This is a genomic window from Candidatus Moraniibacteriota bacterium, assembly GCA_016699795.1.
GTDB lineage: Bacteria > Patescibacteriota > Minisyncoccia > Moranbacterales.
The window spans coordinates 766,819-789,161 of record CP065011.1 but is presented as its reverse complement, the minus strand read 5'-3'; the positions used below and the strand labels follow the sequence as shown (position 1 = coordinate 789,161).

The window sequence follows — 22,343 nt, the reverse complement described above, 5'->3', positions numbered from 1 at the left end:
ACTATATCACATAATTGCTAATTTTTCTTCTTTTTCTTTTTTTTGTCATCATCATCGTCATCGTCATCATCGTCATCGTCAGAATGATTTTTTATTGCCGAATCCCATCTAGCGATCATTGCTTTATCATACAAAGGAGCGCCGGGATAATTTTGTTCGGCCATATAATAAAGTAAGCTTCTTTTGTTCTTTTTTTCAGTCGAAGCGTACCCCCCAACCATAGGAACTTTATTTTTATTTATACCTTTTTCTGGAGGAATAAAACTGCTTTTTTTCCCAATTCTTTCCAACGCATATGACATATATGTATTCCAGATAGGCGCTGAAACAAAAACTCCAGCTGATCCTGATGTCATAGGTCGATTATCATTATTTCCAGACCATACGCCTATAGTAATATCTGGGGTATATCCCACAGCCCAACCATCTCGATATTCTTGAGTCGTTCCCGTCTTTATCGCTACAGAAGCATTTGGTATAACCAAAGAACTATTCGATCCAAAGACAGGAGCTCTTGCCGAATTATCACTTAACATAGCGTTTATTTTTCTTGCTACTTGAGCATCCATAACTCGCTCTCCCTGACTTTCAAAACGATCAATTTCATTCCCCGTTGGTCCCGTTATACGAAGTATGCCAGAGACATCTCCTTTTATACCATCATGAGCAAAAACACTAAAAGCCCCCGTTAATTCCAATAATGAAACCTCTCCTCCTCCAAGAACAAGAGATAATCCATATCGATTTTTATCAGTAAGACTTGTTATACCGAGTCGTTTTGCAAATTCTAATGTATTTTCCAGACCTGCAATATAAAGAATTTTAACAGCAGGGATATTGAGTGACATGGCCAAAGCATCTTTGAACGTCACTAAACCAAAAAATTTTCCACTGTAATTTTGGGGAATATATTCTCCTCCCGTTCCATCAGGACCGAAACTTGTTGGCACATCATAAATAAGAGATTCTGGCTCCAAGCCCAACTCTAAGGCTTTTGCATATGCTATAGGCTTAAAAGTAGATCCTGGCTGTCTCAATCTTGTTGCAACATTCACTTCGCCATCGATAGTTTTATCATAATAATCTCGACTTCCTACCATAGCCAGAACGTTTCCATTTTTTGGATCAATTGCTACAAGTGAAGAATTTTCAGCTCCGTGAGAATATATATTTGAGAAGGCTCCTGCAGAAACAACTTCTTCTGCTTTTTTCTGCATATCTAAATCTAAAGTAGTATACACATGAAAACCTCCTGCTCGAAGAGCTTCTTCTCCGTATAATTTTTCTAATTCTGAAATAACATAAAAAACAAAATGAGGCGCAACAATGGCTTTTTTTGGAGAAACAAGATATTGTAAAGTATTTCTTCCAAGAGCTTCACGGTACTGTGATTCAGAAAGCATATTTGCAAGAAACATTTTTTCCAAAATCTTTTTTTGTTGTTGAATTAATTCATTAGTGTTATTTCCATAAGGAGAATAGTAAGTCGTTGCCTTCGGAAGCGCAGCAAGAAGAGCTGCCTCATCTGGTGTTATATCCTGAGCATCTTTATTAAAAAATGTCTTTGCTGCAGACTGAATACCATAAGCATTATTTCCATAAGGAACTGTATTTAGATACCAATCCAGAAGCTCATCTTTCGAATATAATTGTTCGAGTTTCACAGCAATAAAAGCTTCTGTTATTTTTCTTTCTAGTGTTTGCTTCCTATTCAAGTATAAATTTCTTGCTAATTGCATTGTAATAGTCGAACCCCCTTCTTGTATGGATCCGCTTTGCATATTTACTCGAAAAGCTCGAAAAACTGCAAAAATATCTATTCCAAAATGTTTATAAAATTGAGCATCTTCCGTAATCAAAGTTGCGTTACGAAAAACATCAGGAATTTTTTCATGAGGAATAATCTTTCGATTTTCTTCGCCATACAGTTCATAAAGAATATGTTGTCCTGTACGGTCATAAATTATTGTTGTTTGAGAAAGTGAGTCAGATCCTAATTGTTCTAAATCAGGAATTTCATATTTATATAAATATACAACACCTCCCACAACACCTACTCCAGAAAAAATCAAAACAAAAATCAAAACAACGGCAAATTCACGTAAAAATACACCGCATTTCTTAAAAAAATTTTTCCCGAATATTCTTATTCTTTCCATATATAAGAACTCTAACACAATAAAAAGAAGACGCAAGAGAAAACAACACTAGACTCAAGAAAAACGTAATATCCCCAAACGAAGAATTCCCACAAAAATCCATTGAAATATAAGAAAAAGAACTATAGAGGGTCCCGTAGGAATATCCAAATAAAAAGAAAGGAAAATTCCTATAATCACAGCAAGAACATTAAAAAAAACACTCCAAAGAAGAACTGAGAAAAAACTTTTACAAAACGATTGTGCTGTAACAACAGCAATAACCAAAAGAGCACCAATAAGAAGTCCTCCGATAATCTTAAGAGAAAAACCTACAAAAATAGCTACGCTCAAAAAGAAAAACAATTCAATAAGAGAAGTCGAAATTCGAGATTCGCTTTTTGCATACGAAGGATCAAGCACAATAGTTTTAAGTTTTGATCCAAAAAAGAGCAAAAAGGTTCCGATACATACTGAAGCTCCCAAAAAATACCAGACTTCCTCAGGACGAACAGTAAGAACACTTCCAAAGAGAAATGTTTCCAATGAAATGGTATTATTTTTTGCAAAATGAGAAAGGACGAGAGCTAAAGCCAAACCACCAGAAAGTAAAACCATAGTTACAGCATCGGACGTGTACTGTTTATCTCTCATAAAAAACCACAAAACGAAAGCGCTCAATAAAGCAATACCAAGACCACCTAAAGAAGGAGAAAAGCCAAAAAGTATTCCTATTCCTACACCAGCCAATGAGGTATGTGCCAGCATATCAGAAAAAATGGCATACCGACCCGCAACCACATAGGTTCCAAGAATTCCTGAAATAAAAGCAGCTAGAATACCAATAAAAAAGGCTCTTTGTGCAAAATCTAACATTATAATATCAAAAAATGTCATAGTAAATTTTCTTTATGTGCGGACAATGTATGCTTCTCATTTTTTTCGGTTTGAATAGTGTGATGAATGGGGGTAATACTTTTAAGAACAACTTCTTTTGTTTTTTCTGAACCTAATTCAAGAAACTCCATAGGAGTGCATCCTTCATGAAGATGTCGATCCAAACAAAGAATCCTCTTACACATTTTTACTACATGCTCTATTTCGTGAGAAACAAAAAGAATAGTTATGCCTTTTTGCTTATTCAATTCTGCTAATAATTCATACATCCGAATTCGATTTATATGATCAACTCCACTTGTAGGTTCATCGAAGAGAAGAAGGTTGGGTTCATGAACAAGTGCTCGTGCAATAATAACTCTTTGCTTTTGACCACCAGAAAGATCATTAAAATTTCTTTGCATAAAGGAAGCAGAAAGACCTACTGATTCCAGTACATTTTTTATTTTTTCCTCTTTCTCCTTTTTCTTCCAAAAAAGAAAACTTTTCTGTCCAAATCCCATAGCTACTATTTCTGAGACAGAAACAGGAAATGTATTATTGGGAAAATATTTCTGGGGAACATATCCAATGCGCACATCAGGTGCTAATGAAATAAAACCTTTATTTGGGGAAATAATACCAAGAATAGCTAAAAGGAGTGTGGTTTTCCCTGCCCCATTTGGACCAACAATTCCAACATATTCACCATATTGAATACGGAAAGAGACATCATCCAATGCCAAAAAATCTCCCCGTTTCACAGTTATATGTTCACAATGCACAATATCTTTTGTAGACATCTCTTTCATAGAAACATTCTCTTACTTTTAAAACACCGGAAACTACACAAACAATATTTCAATTACATCCAAGCGCTTGAGAAAATGAATATAAATTTGAATCAAGTACATCGAAAAAATCTTTATTTTCGTCAAGAGGACCTCGTCCAAGAGGATTAATTTCTAACATGGAAAGACCCGTCTCTAAAGAGAGAGTTTCGGAAAAACGTTTCAAACCTCCCTCTTCTACAAGAATATGGGTAATTCCCTCACGAGCTTCCTCCTTTAATTCAGTAAGAATCTTAGCAGATGGTTCATCCATAGTCGAAAGTCCAGCTATAGCATGTGTAGTAAACCCATAACGACGAGCAATGTATCTAAATGCATCATGAGAAACAATCACCTCATTTCGTTGACATACATCAAGAGTTTCTGCATATTTTCTATCCACTTCTTTAAAACGATTTTTTAGATTTTCTGCGTTTTTCTTATAAGAAGATGCGTATTCACTGTCTATTTCTGAAAATTTCTTTTCTATGAAATCTATCATATTTTGTGCAAGCACTGGATCAAGCCACATATGAGGATCAAAAGACCCATGATTATGTTCTTCTTCGAGAGATGCCTCTTTTTCATCTGAATGTGATGAATGATCTTCATCGTCGACCTTTATAATTTCTTGAGAAATACTTTCCACCGAATCCATTTGGTCAAAAAGAGAAAGTGTTTTTACGCCCTTATCTTCCAATTGCACAGGCAAATCTTCCGTCCATAATTCAAGCCCTTTTCCCTGAAAAATAACAAGGTTTGAATCAAACATTTTTGCAATATCTCCGGGAGTTGGTTGATACGAATGCACATCTTTAGCTTCCGCAATATTAATAACGTTTATACGATCTCCCCCAATTTCTTCTGCCATAAAAGCTATTGGATAAAAACTCGCAATTATTTGAAGCTTTTCTTTTTTCTCAAATTCTTCTGAAACAGGCATTATTTCCTGAGTATCTTTTTTTAGAAAAAGAAAAAGAGATCCGAGGATAAAAAAAATTCCTAAAAAACCAAACCCTACAATAAATTGATTTTTCTTATTCATAAAGACTATATTTCCTTTTATACATTATTTTTTATACATCTGACATTTTTTACATAAACCTGAAAACGAAAATGAATGAGATCGAACCTTTAATCCACAAGACTCCAAAAAAAATATTGCTTTTTGTAAAGCCTCTTTCATAAAATCTTCTTCAAAACATTCTTTTTCTTCACATTGTTCACAAACAAAGTGATGATGATGTTGATTTTTTACTTCATAAAATCTGGTTTGACCGGGAATATCGCAATATTCAAGAAAACCCTCCTCTTTAAATGACTGTAATTGTCGGTATACCGTAGTAAGATCAAAGACTATATTTAAACTCTTCAAATATTGAGCAACTTCTTCTGCTGAAAAAGGTTTGTCCTGGACTTCAAACAAAGACAAAAGAGCTTTTCTGACCTTCGTCATTCTTTTTTTTCCCTTTTGTTGGAAATGGCTCGTGTCTTTTTTCATAATAAATGCAAATCATTTGCATTTATAGTATACAGTCTCGAAATAAATGTCAAATTTCTATAAAAATTTTATTTGGAAATATCTCTTCATGGAGTATTTTTCTCTTTGAATAAAATTTTATCTTTTATTCTCTTTTCTATTCATACATTTGAAAATAAAAAACCGTCGATATACATAGGTATCGACGGAAAATAAATAGAATCCTTTTATTTTTTCTTTTTATAATTTTCAAGTTCTCGAAGAGTGATACGAGACATGAAACCTCCCTCAAAAATTGCCATCTGAGCAATTTCTATATTGGGGAATAACCTCACATGTATATGTCTATACATATCTCGACAAGTCGTTTTCTCCTTTACATTTCCAGATAGACTACTTTTTGATAACTCTTCATCAAAGATAGTTATCTGCGTTGTAATGGAAACTTTCCCAACTTTCTCCTCAAAAAAAAGAGAACCTAGTTCCATTCTTCCATCTTCAATTAAAAAAGGGTTCGTTTGGAACGCTTCATAACCAAAGTCGAAAGAATTTAACAACTTTTGCAGTGAGTCTGGATCATATAATGTCCCACTTTTATTGGGAGCGATGAACATGTCTATAATATGATCCTTTCCTCGCCTGTATTCTCCACCTATATTTACTTGCTCTTTTTCATCGACGAGAATCACATTTTGATTCTCGCAGAGAATTCTCCGAATCTCAGATAATACACTCATAGAACAACCTCTCTATTTTAGGAAAGAACTGAAAAATACCTTGAAATTTTCTCTTCAAGTAAAACAAAATTTACTGATATTTTTTATTTTTGTCAAGAGTATGTGGTGTACAATCGAGAAAAATTCTCTTCGTCCCCTTAAGAAATATACCTTGCTAAAAATCAAGATAAATAAATTTTCCTCTCTCTTTTCGACCGTATGAGTCAAAAGATCCCTCTTCCTTATAAATCTCCCCTCCTACCCTCCCGTCCAAGCAAAGATTTCTTTGAAGTTCTTTATGATGAGTTCTACAACAGATTCTTTTGTTTGTGGTGTAAGGGTGATGTAGTCTTTGGTTATGGTTTCATTCCCACTCAGATCTTTTACTATGACTTTGTAAGAGTAGAGAGTTCCTGGTTTCCAAGAGGTGAGTACAATGATGTGATTCTTTGTTGGGGAAGAACTTACATTCACTGTTTTTTCTTCTCCTGCTCTTCCTTCTTTGTAGATGAGGGAGGAAGAAGCATCTTCATCTGTTTGCCAGTTAATAATCATTTGTACTTTTCCGTTTTGTGAAAGAGCGGAGTCGGTAGAGACTCTTTCTACTGTAGGAGAAGTTTCATCTTTTTGCATAGTGAATTCTATCTCATCAGAGAGAGTTTCATTTCCCATATCATCTCTGACTCGTACAGTAAGAACGTAGTTTTCTCCAGGAGTGAGTTCTTTGAGGGTGAGGGAGTGAGTTTGGAGGAGGGAGGGATTTCCTTCACTCTTTTGATCTTCTTCTTTGTTTTTGTTTTTGTAGGTTACAAGAGAGTCGGTAAGAGTATCAGTAAGGAAGTTTACTTTTGCTTCTCTGTCTGAAAGAACTTCTATCTTGATTTCTTTGATTTGTGGTGGAGACTTTGGTTCAAAGGTAGAGTCGGAAGAAGAGAAGAGATTTTTTGATTCATCTTCTCCTTTTACTCGGAAGTGGTAGGTAGAGTTTTCTAAAAGATTGTTTATGATAATTTCATGATCTTTTTTGAGTTCTTCACTTTTTCTTGTTTGTCCATAGTTTTCTGTGTTTCCATATTCAACAATAGAGGTAGTGGGAGTGGAAGTTTTCCATGTGATAGTTGTTTCCCCTATTTGTTTGGAAGAAGCTTTAATGGAAGAGATGGAAGAAGGAGATTGCGTTTGGAAGGTTTGTTGGGAGGAGGTGCCTATGTTTCCGGCGGTGTCGGAAGATCCTGTGGAGAAGAAGTATTTAGTAGATGGGATGAGACCTCGAAGAGTTACGGAGTGGGAGGTGGTGTATTTGGTGGGGTCGAAACCTGTAATACTATCAATTGTGGCATATTCAAGGTCTTTTGTCGTACCATATTTTACTCTACTATCAGAAACTTCATCCGTCTCCCAACTCACCACTGCACTCTCTCCTGTAATGTCTTTGACTTTGACTCCTGAGATAGAGGGAGGAGTAGATTCTGCTTGTTCACTTCCACTGTCTACTTGTTTGAGTTTTGTTGTGAAGCTTTTTTCTTCACTCTCTATGAGGGTTCCAAGATTATCTTCACAAAGAAGTTTGTAGAAGTAGGTTGTGTTAAAGATGAGTCCTCCAAGATGCAGGGAATGGAGTGTGTCATAGATTCCTGTCGCTTCTGTTTGAGGAACTTCTTGGTAGTTTCTTGATTGGGTTCCATATTCAAGGATGCAGTTTGCTGCTTGATCCGTCTGGAAGGTTATGACTGCTTTTTGATCAGTGAGTACTTTAGGAGGATCACTGATAGTATGAATCTTTGAAAGAGGTGCATGATTGTATTCTGGATCTAAGGTTGTTTTCATTGTTTGTATATCACTCTGTGATTCGTTTTGATTGATATCTTTAACACTCACTTGATATTCATACTCTGTATCAGGAGTAAGAGTATCGAGTACCCTGTAGTGAGATCTATCGTATGTTGTTCCTTGTTCTGTTTGTGTGAAGGTAAGGCTTCCTTTTTTTCTGTACTGAAGGAGGAAGGATGCTTCTTCATCTGTGTTTGCTGTAATAACTGCTTTGTCATTTGAGATAAGAGATGTTTGAAGATTCGTTATGGTAGGAGGTGTTTCGTCGAGTGTTGTAGAGAATTGAAAATAGTTTCCTCCATTATTGTCATTGGCAATGTTTCCTTGTGAGTCGGTGGAGGTAACGTAGAAATAGTAGGTGGTTCCTTGAGTAAGAGCATCTAAGGTTACTTGATGATTTTTTGTAAGAACACTTGATCCGGAGAGAGTGATAGGATCGATAAGAGATCCATTCTTGTTTTCACTGTAATGGAGTACAGAGTCTGCAGGGACATTCGTATTCCAGAATATGGTTGCTTGTGTGTTAGAAGCACTTGATACCGCTACACCACTGATAGAAGGTCCAGGATTCGTTGTGACTTCATATCCATTGCCATTATTGTCATTGACTCCGGTATTGCCTTGAGGATCAGTAGAGGCAACTCTAAAGAAGTAGGGAGTGTTTGGTGTGAGGTTGGTAAGAGTGACTCTATGAAGTCCTGATTGTGCTTGGGTGTCAGCATAGGTAGAGACTCCTGTTTGTTTGGTATAGGTGTTGGGAGTGGTTGCATATTCTACACGAGAGTCAGAGAGTTCATCTGTTTCCCATGTGATAGTTACGGTTGTGGTGTCTTTAGATTCTACGGTTACGTTTTGTAGAACAGGAGGGGTTTGATCTGATCCTCCTCCACCTTCTCCGAAGTCTTGAATACCATTTGCTTTCATCGTAACGGTTTGTGAGAAGAAAGAAACATTTCCTGGTGTGTCTGTTGTCTTTGCTTTGTAGGTGTAGAGAATGTCTGGTTGTGGGGTAGCATCAGTAAGGAAGTTTGTTGTTCTTGAGGTTATGATATTTTGAAGCGTATAGGTAGTAGCGTCATCACTTCTATAGAGTTTGTAGTTTCCGAATCCTGTTGGAGGTTCTTCTATTGTTTTGAATCCTACGAAGGCTCGGTATTCTGGAGGGGTAAGAAGCATATTACTCGTATCTTGAGAAATGACTCGTGTAGGAGTTTCTGGAGTAGTTGTGTGTATGGTTTGTGTTTCATTCCCGTATTGATCTTTGAAGCGAGTATAGACAATGTCGGGATCAGTTTCGAGTTTTATTGTTACCGTTGCATTAAAAGGTTCCCAAGGAGAGTTGGTAAGGTTTTCGTCAAGAGAAATCTTCATCTGTGTTGGAGAGTCATCACTGACTCCAAGAGTAAGAACAGATGTGGTGGAGGGAATGGTGAGGTCTTGAGTGGAAGCATCAACAAGGAGGGAGGGATTGGTGGGAGTTTTTGTATCGAGGGTAAAGGTATTTGATTCAGCTCGTGCGATATTATTCGCTCCTTCATTGTCACTTACGGTTACACGGATTTTTGCATTGGTAAGATAGAAAGATTCACTTACGAGAGAAGGAGTCCAGGTAGCACTGTGTGTTGTGTACGTATCTTGATTCACTGTTTTGTTTTGTATATCTTCGGGAGCTAGAGTATTGGAAGCGATATTGATCCAACTACTTCCATTGTAGTATTCAAAGCTCGGAGTAACTATTCCTGGAGTATTGGTTCCGGTATTGGTATCTTCATCTTTTGTTTCGTACGTGATAGTTACTGTTTTATCAGTATTGGGAGTAGTGGTTACATTTTGAATCATAGGGAAAGCATTCACAACATAGCCTACTTTTACATCATCGACTTGAGGTTGAGAAAGAAGGTCAGGAGAAGAAAGATCTACTTTGTATTGAAAGAAGCGATCTTCAAAGATATCTTTCATATCTTGAGGGATAGCACTGGCTGTGCAACTTACCGTTGTATTGTTTTTTGTACAATGTGTAGTAAGAGAAGAGGGAGTAGATTGTGCTATTTGTATCCAGGGGGAAGAAGAAAGATTTCCTTTCGTTCCTGCAGTTTTGAGAGAAAGAGTTACTGAAGAACCTGTTGGGAGTATTTCATTTTCTTTCCATTCTATTGTTCCCATGACATTAGCATCACTACTGGAATCAAATGCTGAAGAGATAAGAGAACCAGCAAGGTATCCAGATTTAAGTGAACCTGCGCTTCCATCAGTTGCAGGTGCGGTAGCTCCTTTTGTTCCTCCGAGTGTTTGAATCGTTTGATTGGTAAATGTTTTGTTTTCATAGGCATAGGCGATTCTTCCTCCTCCCCCTCCTCCTCCACCACCTTGTCCCGCCCCACCATTGGCTTGAAGCTTTCCACCGTTTATGGTGAAGTTTTTTGCATAGAGTATGTTTATAGATCCTCCTGATCCTCCTCCACCATTGGTGAGTCCAGCGCTACCGTTACTGGATATGGTTCCATAGAGGTTGAGATTGTTATTCGTTCTGATTCGTATATCTCCTCCTCCTGTTCCTCCTGTAGACTTTCCTCCTCCACTTCCAAGATCTTCGGGAACAAAGTCATTTCCATAGGTGTTAGGGGAAGTTGCTCCATCACTACTATTTCCTCCTCTTCCTCCATATGTTCCTCCTGATCCATATCCAAGAGAGCCTGTTGTTCCTGCTCCTGTTCCAAGAGTAGGAGTGTAACCTTTCGTGTTGGTGTTTATGGATGCTCCTGTACCACTTACTCCATGAATAGTGAGATTGGTAGAAATGAGAGTTCCTGTTCCATTGGCTACTATGTGTGAGGTGTCAGTAGAAGAGTTAAGAGTTCCTATGGTTATGTCTCCTGTAGTGTTAAGAGTGGTTCCTGTAGGAATGGCAAGAAGTCCTTTGTTTTTTACAATGATGTTTCCAAGGGAGAGGGAGTTGTTGGTGAAGTTGTCTTGGGGGATGAGGGTTTGGACGGTAGCTGTTTGATTGTTATTGTCTATGGTGAGGGTGCCATTGTTGGGGCCTTGAGAGGCAGTTTCAGTGTAGATAGTGCCGGCTGCTGCGGTTCCACAAGGAAAAGCTCCACATCCTGAGGGTCCTCCAAATACCTGCATTACAATCGACCCAAAATCATTTCCTGAAGTAAGTTTAACGGCGATGCGACCACCACTGCTTCCGCCAGCATTAGAAATCATATTTGCCTTTAAAGATCCTGAACCACTTATGCTTCCAGTAATTATATTAATAGATCCTCCTGTGCCTGTATTACTTGAAGATCCAGAATTTGCTGTTACTGAGCCAGAAATAATTACTGATTCAGCAACATTCAAAACAATAGATCCCCCCCCCTGAATTATTATTCCCTCCAGTTCCTAAATTAACTGGATTATAAAGAGATCCGTAAACAAATCCGCCACAATCCACTATATTATTTCCTCCATATGAAGCAGTAAAAGTATTATTGTATTTACAAATTCCCGGTCCATACCCCGCCCCATATCCCCTCCCATCCACATTAATCTTTCCTCCAATTTGAACATCGAGATTACCATTAATTGTAAGGTTCATTTTGTATGCTTCCGTATTCGTGTTAGCGCTATGCGTCATATACCCTCCGGATTTTACCGTAATATCTCCATTGAGCGTATGAGGAAGATCTGCAATAAGCGCCCAGTTTTCAATAGTAAGAGACCCCTGAGGAAGATCAAAAATTCCTCCTCGAAGAGCGATACCACTTTCTATTGCGGAGACTCCAGAAAGTCCGGTTACAGAATCGGGATTATCAAGTATGAGAGTGGTCCCGGTAGGAACGCTGATTTTTCCTCTATTTTTTACGACTAGATTTTTAATGGTCCATGTTTGAGTGGAGGGGATAGCAGTGAAAACGGAAGAAGTTTGATTGTTATTATCAATCGTTACTGCTCCGTTTCCCGTGCCCTGACTTGCGGTTTCGGTGTAGATGGTGCCGGCAGCTGCACCATACGCTTGCATAACAACGGATCCGAAGTCATTTCCGGAAGTAAGTTTTACCGCAATTCGTCCACCACCAGAACGAGACATTGCAGTTGTCTTAATTGAACCTGATCCATTAAGAATATGAGTGATAATATTTACACCTCCTCCAGACCCTCTATAAGCATCAAAACTACTAGATGAAATAGTACCATTTAAGGTAGTTACTCCAAAAATATTCAAAATAACAGCACCTCCTCCACTATCAGATCCTAAATTTATAGGATTCATTATAGATCCGTATGTTAGACAGCTTACATTTTCACTTTGTCCTCCATAAGCACCCCTTTCACCACAATATCCTGGTCCATATCCTGTTCCATACCCTTTCCTATCTACATTAATCTGTCCTCCGGTTTGAACATCGAGATTACCATTAATTGTAAGGTTCATTTTGTATGCTTCCGTATTCGTGTTAGCGCTATGCGTCATATACCCTCCGGATTTTACCGTAATATCTCCATTGAGCGTATGAGGAAGATCTGCAATAAGCGCCCAGTTTTCAATAGTAAGAGACCCCTGAGGAAGATCAAAAATTCCTCCTCGAAGAGCGATACCACTTTCTATTGCGGAGACTCCAGAAAGTCCGGTTACAGAATCGGGATTATCAAGTATGAGAGTGGTCCCGGTAGGAACGCTGATTTTTCCTTTGTTTTTTACAATTAGATTTTTAATAGTCCAAGTTTGGGTAGAAGGAATAGCGGTAAATACAGAAGAAGAAACATTATTATTATCAATAATCACCGTTCCATTTCCGGATCCTTGACTTGCAGTCTCGGTGTAGACGGTTCCAGCGCCAGCTCCGGGGGCTCCATACGCTTGCATCGTGACGAATCCAAAATCATTTCCGGAGGTGAGTTTTACGGCAATGCGACCGCCACCACCATTATATCCAGCAAGAGATGAGCCATTTACTTCAACAGATCCGGAACCAGAAAAGAAATCTCCTAAGATATTTACTGAGCCACCAGCACCTCCAGCAGTTATTCCTTTTGATGTCACTTTTCCATTTATAATTATATTCCCAATTGTGAATATAACCACCGATCCCCCACCGATCCCTCCATTATTATAATAACCAGCACCTCCAATATTAACAGGATGATTAATGGAACCATATGTTGCAACAACACTACTACTCCCGACTCCCCCATAAGTTCCACCTGCAACACCACTCGTTCTTGATCCGCTTGGAGTTGATCCATCCGCATACCCCTTCCCATCTACATTAATCTGTCCTCCAGTTTGAACATCGAGATTCCCTCCGACACTCATGAGAAGTCTATGCGTTTCCGCTGATCCGTTTGCTGTATGCGTAAGATATCCTTTATCAAGAATCGTAACATTTCCCGTAACAAGAAGTTTTCTATTGATATCATCGAGTCTATACCCATTACTCATAGTAAGAGTAGAAGTTGATGCTCCTCCTCCAAGAGTAAGAGATTGTATAGTAATGGTTCCACCATTTACATCGAGTGTAGGTTGATTCGTTCCTGTGTAATTTATAACAACATCATCTGTGCTTGTAGGAACAGTTCCTGTATTCCAGTTCGTTACTGTAGTCCAAGCAGTGCTTGTTGTTCCTGTCCAGGTTACAGTGGAAGCATGAGTAGGAGAAGAAAAAGAAAAAAAGGCTCCAAGACATCCGAGTAAGAGGGAGAGAGAAAAAGAAAAAAATGATTGTCTTTTTATGGTTGCTTCATGCATCTTTTTTCTTTTTGAAGTATCGAGAAGAACACTCTTAAAAGTACCACAGAAACACCTTTGGAACAAGAAGGAATTTATTTTTATAAATAAAGGTCTTTTAGATAGTTTCGTGCCGATACTATCTCTATATTCTCAATCGTTTTTTCTCTTTTGATTTCTTTGACCACTTGGACTGATTTAAGTGCGTATTTTTTGAAAAAGTATTTCAATGTAGTATTTAATTCATCATCTTTTAACTTCGCTTCAACAATCTCAATAATTTTACCATTTTCAGTCACAGCAAAGTCAACTTCTTTTCCTTCTTTGGTTCGGAGATATCGAAGATCAAATGTCTTTCCCGTTTCATCACTTTTTCCCAAAACATGTTTAAACAAACTCAATGCTACAAAATTTTCAAACATTGCCCCATCATCTCCAGAAACCATACCCGTATCAAAGAAATATATTTTTGGTTCTTTCAAAATCGAGCGTGCGATATTTTTTGAATAGGGGGTAATTCTAAAAACAATAGAGAGGCTCTCAAAAATTTCAATGTATCTTTTAACCGTCGTGGGAGAAATTTGCACATCTTCAGCAATCGAACGATATGAAACAGGTGAACCGACTTTTTCTCGAAGTAAATCCAATACCATTTGTATAGCTCGAAAATTGTGAACGGTTTCAAAATCTAAAATATCTTGTCTTATCAAACCATCAGCATATTGATTCCTCCATCGATCAGCATCTTGATCACTTTCGGCCAAAAACGGTTCTGGAAAACCACCCCGCACAATAAATCGATCTATATCAAAGAAAACTTTTGCATATTTAAGCTCTGAAAGAGAAAAAGGAAGAAGTTGATGTACAAAAAACCGACCAACCAACGAATCACCAGCCTTACGAAATGTATTGAGCCGAGCACTTCCTGTGACTAAAATTTTTAAATGTTCGGGTTTTGTATCAAAAACACCTTTAAGATAGGTCTTCCATCCTTTCATTTTGTGAAGTTCATCAAAAATCAAGAGTTCGGTTTTCTGAGGCCAAATTTCTTTTTGTATAATTTGACGATCTTGTGATCGATCATAATTGAGATAAACTGCATGTTCAAAGCTCTTGCCGATTTCTTTGGAAAGCCATGTTTTTCCAACCTGGCGAGGACCCACGATAAAAACCATTTTTTTCTCAAGATCCTTTTTGATACGCTCTATTTGCCTTCTGTACATACTCTTTTGGCTTAATACTTTATATAGACTATAGTACAGCATAATGGACAAAAGTCAAGACTATTATCCATTTTTCCCCTCTTTCCATATCCGCGAGGAGTCCTCGACGTGGCGGTCCATCCGAAATTCCTGGTTTGCTTCACCACACTCATAAAAACGAAAAAGAAAATCCCCCTCAATCCCCCTTTTCCTCAGGGGGAGGAATGAGCTCTGGATTGCCACTTCACGCGAAGACTCCTCCTCGCAATGACTCGGATCGGACTGATTTGCCACGACTGAGTACAGCCTCACAAAGACAGAAAAGAAAAGTATAAAAATAAAAACAAGAACTCACTCAAAAAGACATTAAAAAATATATATGAATTAAAGACTCTTCTCCTGCATATTCATTACTTCGTGAGTAATATATTTTTTCACCCCTTCCCAATCAAGGGGAACGATCATAACTGGCATAGGCTCAAGGTCTGCATTTTCGAAAAAAACTAAGCTTTTGTATATATGGATGGTATTGTACTGTATATCACTAAATTTCTCCTCAAAGCATCCTATTATTTCGGAAAGTTTATATTTTTTGAGGAGAAAATATATATCGATAAAATCTTTTTTACTTCCTCGAGAAGAAACAGCGTCTATTTTCATCGAAGCAATATCTCTTTCATCTGCAAGTTTTATCCCAGAAAATTCCACGAATTCAAAAAGCATTTTGTAAGGATACTCCAAAAAACTTAGTTTCACTCCATCTAGAATACAATGAAGTGTTCCTTCATCTTCAGAAACGAGAGTCATAGATCCTTTTTGAGAAAGATATTTTTTTAATTTTTCTCTCTCAAATCTCTGTAATGAAAAAAAGTCTAAATCCACAGAAATACGATGTCCGATTTCTATAGCAAGTGCTGTTCCTCCAGCAAGATAAAAACGTTCCAAAAGAGGAATATCTTTTATCTTTTCGAAAACGCACTTTGTTTGGTGATTGATAGTTTCGGGATACATAAGCCATGTACTGTAAAGAAAATAAACCAATAATTTCTCGATTTTTCATCGAGAACTTTTTCGTATTTTTGAAAAATTTCTTCGAGCTGTTTTTTTGTATATGTTTTCATCATCCAAGAAACATCTTCTTCATTTCCAAAGGAAAGTATACGAGACACAATAAATTCACCATGGATATTTTCATCCAATTCTTGGCAATTTACATCCCAGAAAAGTGAAGTTTTTTTCAGTGGATTCATAGAGAAATAGTATCAAAAAATAAAGCAAAAATCAAGCAATACTTTTTTATACACAATGTATTTATCTTTAATAAGCTTTACACTCTGGCATAAAAAGAATCGGCTAGTCCCCCGCTTTCGCGGGGGGAAAGATTGAATGCGAGAGAAAGAAATTCTAAAAAAGGGACGAGGAAAGTAAAAATGATTCGGAAGACTTTTCTCTTTTTATGAGAAACATCAAAGATAGTTTCTTAGTAATTTTTAAGAAAGTAAATACATATCATATAAATCCTCTTCTTCTGTCTCTATTCTCATATTAAGTGTGCTCATAATGCCTAAAAATTCTTTTCTAAAATCTTCTTTAGCATTTCTAATTGAATCAACACTTGTATAGGTATCCAGAAAATTTAAAACGTCTTTTGCAATATTATTCATTTCTTCGATTAATTGTTTGCCCATCTCAACAGCTCTTTCATTTTCTTCTTTTGTATTGAAGTAGTCTGGATAAAACTTTTCGTCCTCCAATTTCAAATGTGCTACTAAATTTTTTTTAAATGTATTCAAATGTAAAATAACATCTCCTATTCTCTCATCCTCTCCTGAATCAAAAATTTCAAGCACTCTCGTAAGATCAGCTGTAGCATTCGATGTTGATTTTTTAATAGAGTAATGATTTTCTCTCGATCCATGTATATATAAGGATTAATTAATAATACGAAACCAAAACAGAGCACTCTTTGCATTATATATCTCACTAACTAAGAAAGCATTAAAAGGAAACACGTTTTATAAGAAGGACTTTTTCTACCCTACAATCAAAATTTTTATCAACTTCACACAACAATATTTATCAATTTTCCTTTTACAAAAATAATTTTTCGGATTTCTTTTCCTTCAATAAATTTTTGTACTTTCTGATTTGAAAGTGCGTTATTTTTAATTTCTTCTTCAGAAATATTTGTCTTCAATACAAGTATATCTCGAGTTTTTCCATTCACTTGAAAAACAAAATTGCTATAAGCATCCTGTATATTTTCCTTGCTATATTCCGGCCATGACTCAAGAAAAATAGATGTTTTATGTCCCATTTTTTCCCAAAGCTCTTCTGCTATATGAGGAGCAAAGGGAGACAAAAGAAGGAGAAAAATTTTATACAGTTCACCTGGAAGTTCTTTTTCTTTTTCCATATCATGAGAAAGAATCATAAGGGAACTTATCGCTGTATTAAATCGAAAATTTTCAATATCTTCTGTTACTTTTTTAATAGTTTTATGAAGCAAGTTTTTAGTCGTATCTTTCATTACAAGCTGATTATCTATCGAGACTCTTTCTCCAAGTCGCCAAACTTTTTCAAGAAATCTTCTCACACCACTCACCCCTTCTGTATTCCATGCAATTTTTTGTGTAAAAGGCCCCATAAACATTTCATACAATCGCAAAGAATCGGCGCCAAATTCTGCCACTACATCGTCAGGATTAATAACATTATTCCAGCGTTTACTCATTTTGCGACCATCTGCAGCATTGATAAGCCCCACATGTACTAATTTTTTGAAAGGCTCTTTCGTAGGAACTATTCCTATGTCATACAAAAATTTATGCCAAAATCTAGCATAAAGAAGATGTCTCGTCGCATGTTCTGCTCCCCCTACATAAAGATCTACAGGAAGCCATTGACTATAAAGACTAGAATTTGAGAATTGAAATTCAGAATCAACTTTTACAATATAAGAAAGATAGTACCACGATGATCCCGCCCATTGAGGCATTGTATTCGTCTCACGTTTCGCTGGCCCACCACATTTGGGGCATACGGTATTAACCCAACTTTCAATCCCAGAAAGAGGTGATTCTCCCGTTCCTGTAGGTTCATAAGAGTTCACATCGGGCAGTATAACTGGCAATTGTTCCTCAGGAACTCCCACAGCCCTACATTGCTTACAATGAATAATAGGTATGGGCTCGCCCCAATACCTTTGACGAGAAAAAACCCAATCCCTCATTTTATAATTCACCGTTCTTTTTCCATTTTCTTTTTTCTCAAGCCATTTCGTCATTTTTTCTCGCGCCTCTTGAGAAGAAAGTCCCGTGAATTCTCCTGAATCTACCAGCACTCCTTCTCCAGTAAAACATTCTGATTTTTTACCACAAAGAATCTCCCACATATATTCAAAATTCTCGAGATTCAAAAAACTTTTCATTTTATCGCCCGTTATCCATACAGCTTTATGATTCAAAGTTTCTTCCTCTTTCGGCGATTTCCATTTATCATTTTTAAGTTGAAATACCATTCCCCTTCCTTCAGCATATCTATTTATTCCTTTATGTGCCGCATAAAAATGTGTATGTATTTCTCCTCCAAGAAAACGAACAAATTCTGGATTTTGATATCCTGTTTCTTCGATAATTTCACGTTTTGCTGTATCTAAAAATTGTTCTTTATCTTCAACACCTCCAATAATTCCTGAATGCCAGCCAAATTTCTCCCAATCAAGACAAAGATACGCATCTTCAGACCAATGCTTTAAAAAAGCAAATGCTGTTCTTCGACGGACAGTTTCAGCATCCTTTCTAACCGCATCCTTTCCCTCTAAATCCGAAAAAAGAATAGCTACCGACTGACGAAGTGGAAGATTATACTTTTTTGCAAATTCAAAATCCCGATCATCATGAGATGGAACAGCCATAACTGCACCAGTACCATAAGAACCTAATACATAATCAGCAACAAACACTGGGACAGATTCTCCATTGAATGGATTTATTACTCGCACTCCTTTAAGCTCAACTCCCGTTTTTTCTTTGGCAAGCTCCGTTCTTTGCATCACCGTTTTTTTCTTTGCTTGTTCAATATAATGCTTTACTTCATCCAAATTTGAAATACAGATTTCTAAAGTTTTTTCTTTGCGAGAGGAACAAGAAGAAAGAGATTTCATCAAAGGATGCTCCGGAGCAACGACGATATAGGTACATCCAAAAATAGTATCTACTCGCGTCGTAAAGACTTCGATAAAATTTTTATCATGGGTACTTTTTTGACTATTAATTCCTTCTTCATACGCACTTTTTTTGGATTGCTTCGTCGCTTCATCTTTCTCAATACTAAGAGGGAATTTTACAACAACTCCTTCTGAACGACCTATCCAATTTTTCTGTTGATCTATAATGGATTTTTCCCAATCTAAATCTTTTATATCCAAATCTTCAAGAAGTCGATCGGCATACTCCGTCATCTTTAGTACCCACTGACGCATTGGTTTTTGTTCAATTTCAGATCCACACCGTTCACACAATCCATTTTCCAAATCCTCATTTGCCAAACCTGTCTTACATCCTGGACACCAATTAATTGGTTCATAGGATTCATAAGCAAGACCTTTTTCAAACATTTTAAGAAATATCCATTGCGTGAACCTATAATATTTTGGATCTGTTGTGTTAATTTCTCGATCCCAATCATACGTAAATCCAATTTTTCGAAGTTGTTCTTTGAATTTTTTTATATTTTCTTTCACCGCAACACTAGGATGTATTTTGTTTTTGATAGCATAATTTTCTGCGGGAAGTCCAAAGGCATCCCAGCCCATCGGATGAAGAACACTCTTTCCTCGTAAAATTTCAAAACGCGCAGAAATATCTGTTGCGATATATCCTTTAGGGTGTCCTACGTGAAGACCTGATCCTGATGGATAGGGAAACATATCCAAAGCGTAAAATTTCTCTTTTTTCGAATAGTCTTTGAATGTCTTCTTTTCTTCCCAATATTTTTGCCATTTTTTCTCAATTTTTCGAGGTTGATATTTCATACATATAATATTCAGCATTGATAGATATTTTCGAGACTATGACCACTCTTGTTTTAATAATAAAAATTCCAAATTTTTCATGAAAATTCCAAGAAAAACAAAAATTAGTAACAGTGCCCTTCTACTTTACTCTGCAAAAATCAATTTGAAAAGAATGCCTTTAAAAAAAGGAGTATTCTTTTTAAAAAAGCATTCTCTTCTCAAACTAAAGTATTTTAAACACCTACACTCTTGGTTATTTATGAGCCAGAAAAAACACAGAAAAGCTCATTTATCCCTCGCAAGAACAAACAAAAAGAATTCTATTTTTAAAACGAGTTTTCAGAATTTAAATTTTTTATTTCTTCTGCAAAAACTTTCTGTATATTTTTCGGACAAGAAAGAATGTTCCTACAAAAATAATTCCCCAAACAATCAAAAGAGGGAGAAACCACACAAAAAGAACGATGAAAAAATTCACTGTGGAACGGAAAGAATCCAACAATTCATTTACTCTATCCTTCACTTCTTGCCAAGGGCGCCACGTATCTGTCAATGTAATTTCTTGATCTTCAGAAATAGTAATTCTTATTGTGGACATATCTGTTTTTGCTTCAAGATTGCGAATTTGCGCTTGAAGCCTTTCGATTTCTCCACGAACACGAGAAAGTTCTTTGGTTACTTTTATAATACTATCTGAGTCTTTTACATCTGCCATTATTTTTATAAAGGCAGTTTCTTCTGCTTGTTTGTTTTTGAGTCTTGCTTGAAGATCTACGTATTGATCTGTTATGTCTTGTCCCGTAGTATTCTCATACAACACGAGTAAGGCTTTTTCTTTTATACCAATCATTGCTCCATCAAAAGCATCAACTGGAACTTTTACCGTTATCACACCCCTTCTCAATCCCTGAGAATCTCTATTTATTTGAGTACCAAAAATAATTCCTTTGTGATATTCCACAACTCCTCGGATTTCCTCCAAAGTAATATCTACATTTTTTATTTTTAAAGTAAGATCTCCTTCTTTGATAATTTTTTGCTGTTCGGTTTCTTTTTCAACACCCATCATGATTTCATTTTGCGAAACCGGAACATCCAAGGAAGATTGATCCGAAACGAGAGAACTTTCAAAAGAAGTATTTTCTGGAGATACTCCCATAGGAAGAGAATTTTTTCTTTGTCCTGCTACGTTTTCATAGGTACTTCCTGAAAGCCCTTGTTCGTATGAAGAGAATGTTCCTAAATTACTCTTTTTATTTACTATCAAAACAAAAACAACAACAAGAACAAAAATAATGGAAGCCACTATGATTCTATGTGATTTTGACCATTTTTTAATACATTCAATATCCATACACAATGTAAATTAATTTACTATATTCTACTTTTTACTTCATTTTACCAATACAAATACACAAATTTCTTCATCTATTTTATTTTTAACCTCCAAGAATTAAAGTCCTTCTTTATCATTTTTTAATCTCCATTCTTCCCAATAAATAATACACTTTATACTATCACTTTACACCCTTCTTTCTTTCTTGAAAAGATTTATTTTTTCTTCTTTTAAGTAAATCCCTCTCGACAAATATTTCATACCGTGATAGCTTTTTGGCTATGGATATTGCTATTTCAATAAAAAATCTCACCAAATCTTATTCCAAAGGAATGTATGCCCTCAATGATATCTCTCTCGATATCAAACAGGGTGAACTTTTTGCACTTCTTGGTCCCAATGGTGCTGGCAAAACAACACTTATTGGATGTATTACTGGCTATGTCAAAAAAACTTCTGGATTTATTTCTGTATTTGATCACAATATTGATCATGAAAGTCAAAAAGCTAAGCAATATATAGGAGTTGTTCCTCAAGAACTTACTCTTGATATTTTTTCTACTGTTTTGGAGACACTTATTTTCCAAAGAGGTCTTTATGGAAAGCCAAAAAATCTTCCTCTTATTCAAAAAACACTCACATCACTTTCTCTTTGGGACAAGCGAACAGAAAAAGTTAAAAACCTTTCAGGAGGAATGAAGCGTCGTGTACTTATAGCGAAAGCGCTTATGAATGAACCTCAGATACTTTTTCTTGACGAACCTACTGCCGGAGTTGATGTAGAGCTTCGTCACGAAATGTATCAAGAAATTCAAAAACTTAAAGAGCAAGGAACCACTATAATTCTTACCACTCACTACCTCAAAGAAGCTGAAGAAATGGCTGATAGAATCGGTATTATAGACAATGGAAAAATAATAGCTGTAGGAGAAACCGCCTCTTTTCTCAAGAAACTCGGAAAAAAACGAATCGATCTCCATCTTCAAACACCACTCCTTTCTATTCCTAAAACACTCGAACATCATAAGTTCGAATTGATACATGAAGGTCTAACATTGAGATTTTTCGTTACCAAAGAAAATGATTCTCCTCTCTCTCTTCTTAATGAGCTCAAAAGTCTTGATATACGAGTTCGTGACATTGATACAAAGACGAGCTCCTTAGAAGAAATATTTATGCAACTCATCCAAAAGAAATAAGGC

General features: G+C 36.5%; 15 protein-coding genes. 1 reads left to right on the top strand and 14 read right to left on the bottom strand.

Features of this window, described 5'->3' with window-relative positions; translation table 11 throughout:
* Positions 1-17: 17 nt before the first annotated feature.
* The 14 genes from IPN70_03710 to IPN70_03645 form a co-directional block, all read right to left on the bottom strand.
* On the bottom strand, positions 18-2,159 hold the full coding sequence (locus IPN70_03710; protein QQS60970.1) for a PBP1A family penicillin-binding protein: 2,142 nt from the start codon (positions 2,157-2,159) through the stop codon (positions 18-20).
* A 54-nt stretch (positions 2,160-2,213) separates the two neighbouring features.
* The gene (locus tag IPN70_03705) at positions 2,214-3,035 is read right to left on the bottom strand and encodes a metal ABC transporter permease (GenBank protein ID QQS60969.1); all 822 of its coding nucleotides are present in this window, start codon (positions 3,033-3,035) and stop codon (positions 2,214-2,216) included.
* Positions 3,032-3,826, bottom strand: a complete 795-nt coding sequence (locus tag IPN70_03700) for an ABC transporter ATP-binding protein (protein ID QQS60968.1) — start codon at positions 3,824-3,826, stop codon at positions 3,032-3,034. Before IPN70_03700 ends, IPN70_03705 begins: the two co-directional genes overlap by 4 nt.
* Positions 3,827-3,875: 49 nt before the next feature.
* Entirely contained in the window at positions 3,876-4,889 is a 1,014-nt protein-coding gene (locus IPN70_03695) for a zinc ABC transporter substrate-binding protein (protein QQS60967.1), read from the bottom strand.
* Positions 4,890-4,913: 24 nt separating this feature from the next.
* Entirely contained in the window at positions 4,914-5,300 is a 387-nt protein-coding gene (locus IPN70_03690) for a transcriptional repressor (GenBank protein QQS60966.1), read from the bottom strand.
* A gap of 251 nt (positions 5,301-5,551) precedes the next feature.
* Positions 5,552-6,061, bottom strand: coding sequence for a hypothetical protein (locus IPN70_03685; GenBank protein QQS60965.1), 510 nt, complete (start codon positions 6,059-6,061; stop codon positions 5,552-5,554).
* A gap of 237 nt (positions 6,062-6,298) precedes the next feature.
* Positions 6,299-11,218, bottom strand: a complete 4,920-nt coding sequence (locus IPN70_03680; GenBank protein ID QQS60964.1) for a fibronectin type III domain-containing protein — start codon at positions 11,216-11,218, stop codon at positions 6,299-6,301.
* The gene (locus tag IPN70_03675) at positions 11,205-13,607 is read right to left on the bottom strand and encodes a hypothetical protein (protein QQS60963.1); all 2,403 of its coding nucleotides are present in this window, start codon (positions 13,605-13,607) and stop codon (positions 11,205-11,207) included. Before IPN70_03675 ends, IPN70_03680 begins: the two co-directional genes overlap by 14 nt.
* Positions 13,608-13,687: 80 nt before the next feature.
* Positions 13,688-14,809, bottom strand: a complete 1,122-nt coding sequence (locus IPN70_03670) for an ATP-binding protein (protein QQS60962.1) — start codon at positions 14,807-14,809, stop codon at positions 13,688-13,690.
* Between the two features lie 363 nt (positions 14,810-15,172).
* Positions 15,173-15,799 carry a nucleotidyl transferase AbiEii/AbiGii toxin family protein gene (locus IPN70_03665; protein ID QQS60961.1) on the bottom strand — a complete coding sequence of 209 codons (627 nt, stop codon included), beginning with the start codon at positions 15,797-15,799 and terminating at the stop codon, positions 15,173-15,175.
* Positions 15,748-16,038, bottom strand: coding sequence for a hypothetical protein (locus tag IPN70_03660; protein ID QQS60960.1), 291 nt, complete (start codon positions 16,036-16,038; stop codon positions 15,748-15,750). The genes IPN70_03665 and IPN70_03660 overlap by 52 nt, the downstream gene beginning before the upstream one ends.
* Before the next feature lie 240 nt (positions 16,039-16,278).
* Positions 16,279-16,638: a hypothetical protein gene (locus IPN70_03655; GenBank protein ID QQS60959.1), complete on the bottom strand. Its 360-nt coding sequence runs from the start codon at positions 16,636-16,638 to the stop codon at positions 16,279-16,281.
* Between the two features lie 212 nt (positions 16,639-16,850).
* Positions 16,851-19,823 carry a class I tRNA ligase family protein gene (locus tag IPN70_03650; protein QQS60958.1) on the bottom strand — a complete coding sequence of 991 codons (2,973 nt, stop codon included), beginning with the start codon at positions 19,821-19,823 and terminating at the stop codon, positions 16,851-16,853.
* 337 nt (positions 19,824-20,160) lie between these two features.
* On the bottom strand, positions 20,161-21,159 hold the full coding sequence (locus tag IPN70_03645) for a DUF4349 domain-containing protein (GenBank protein ID QQS60957.1): 999 nt from the start codon (positions 21,157-21,159) through the stop codon (positions 20,161-20,163).
* Between the two features lie 263 nt (positions 21,160-21,422).
* Between IPN70_03645 and IPN70_03640 the strand changes: the two genes are divergently transcribed.
* A complete protein-coding gene (locus tag IPN70_03640) occupies positions 21,423-22,340 on the top strand; it encodes an ABC transporter ATP-binding protein (protein ID QQS60956.1) in 918 nt (305 codons plus the stop codon).
* The last annotated feature ends 3 nt before the right edge of the window (positions 22,341-22,343 follow it).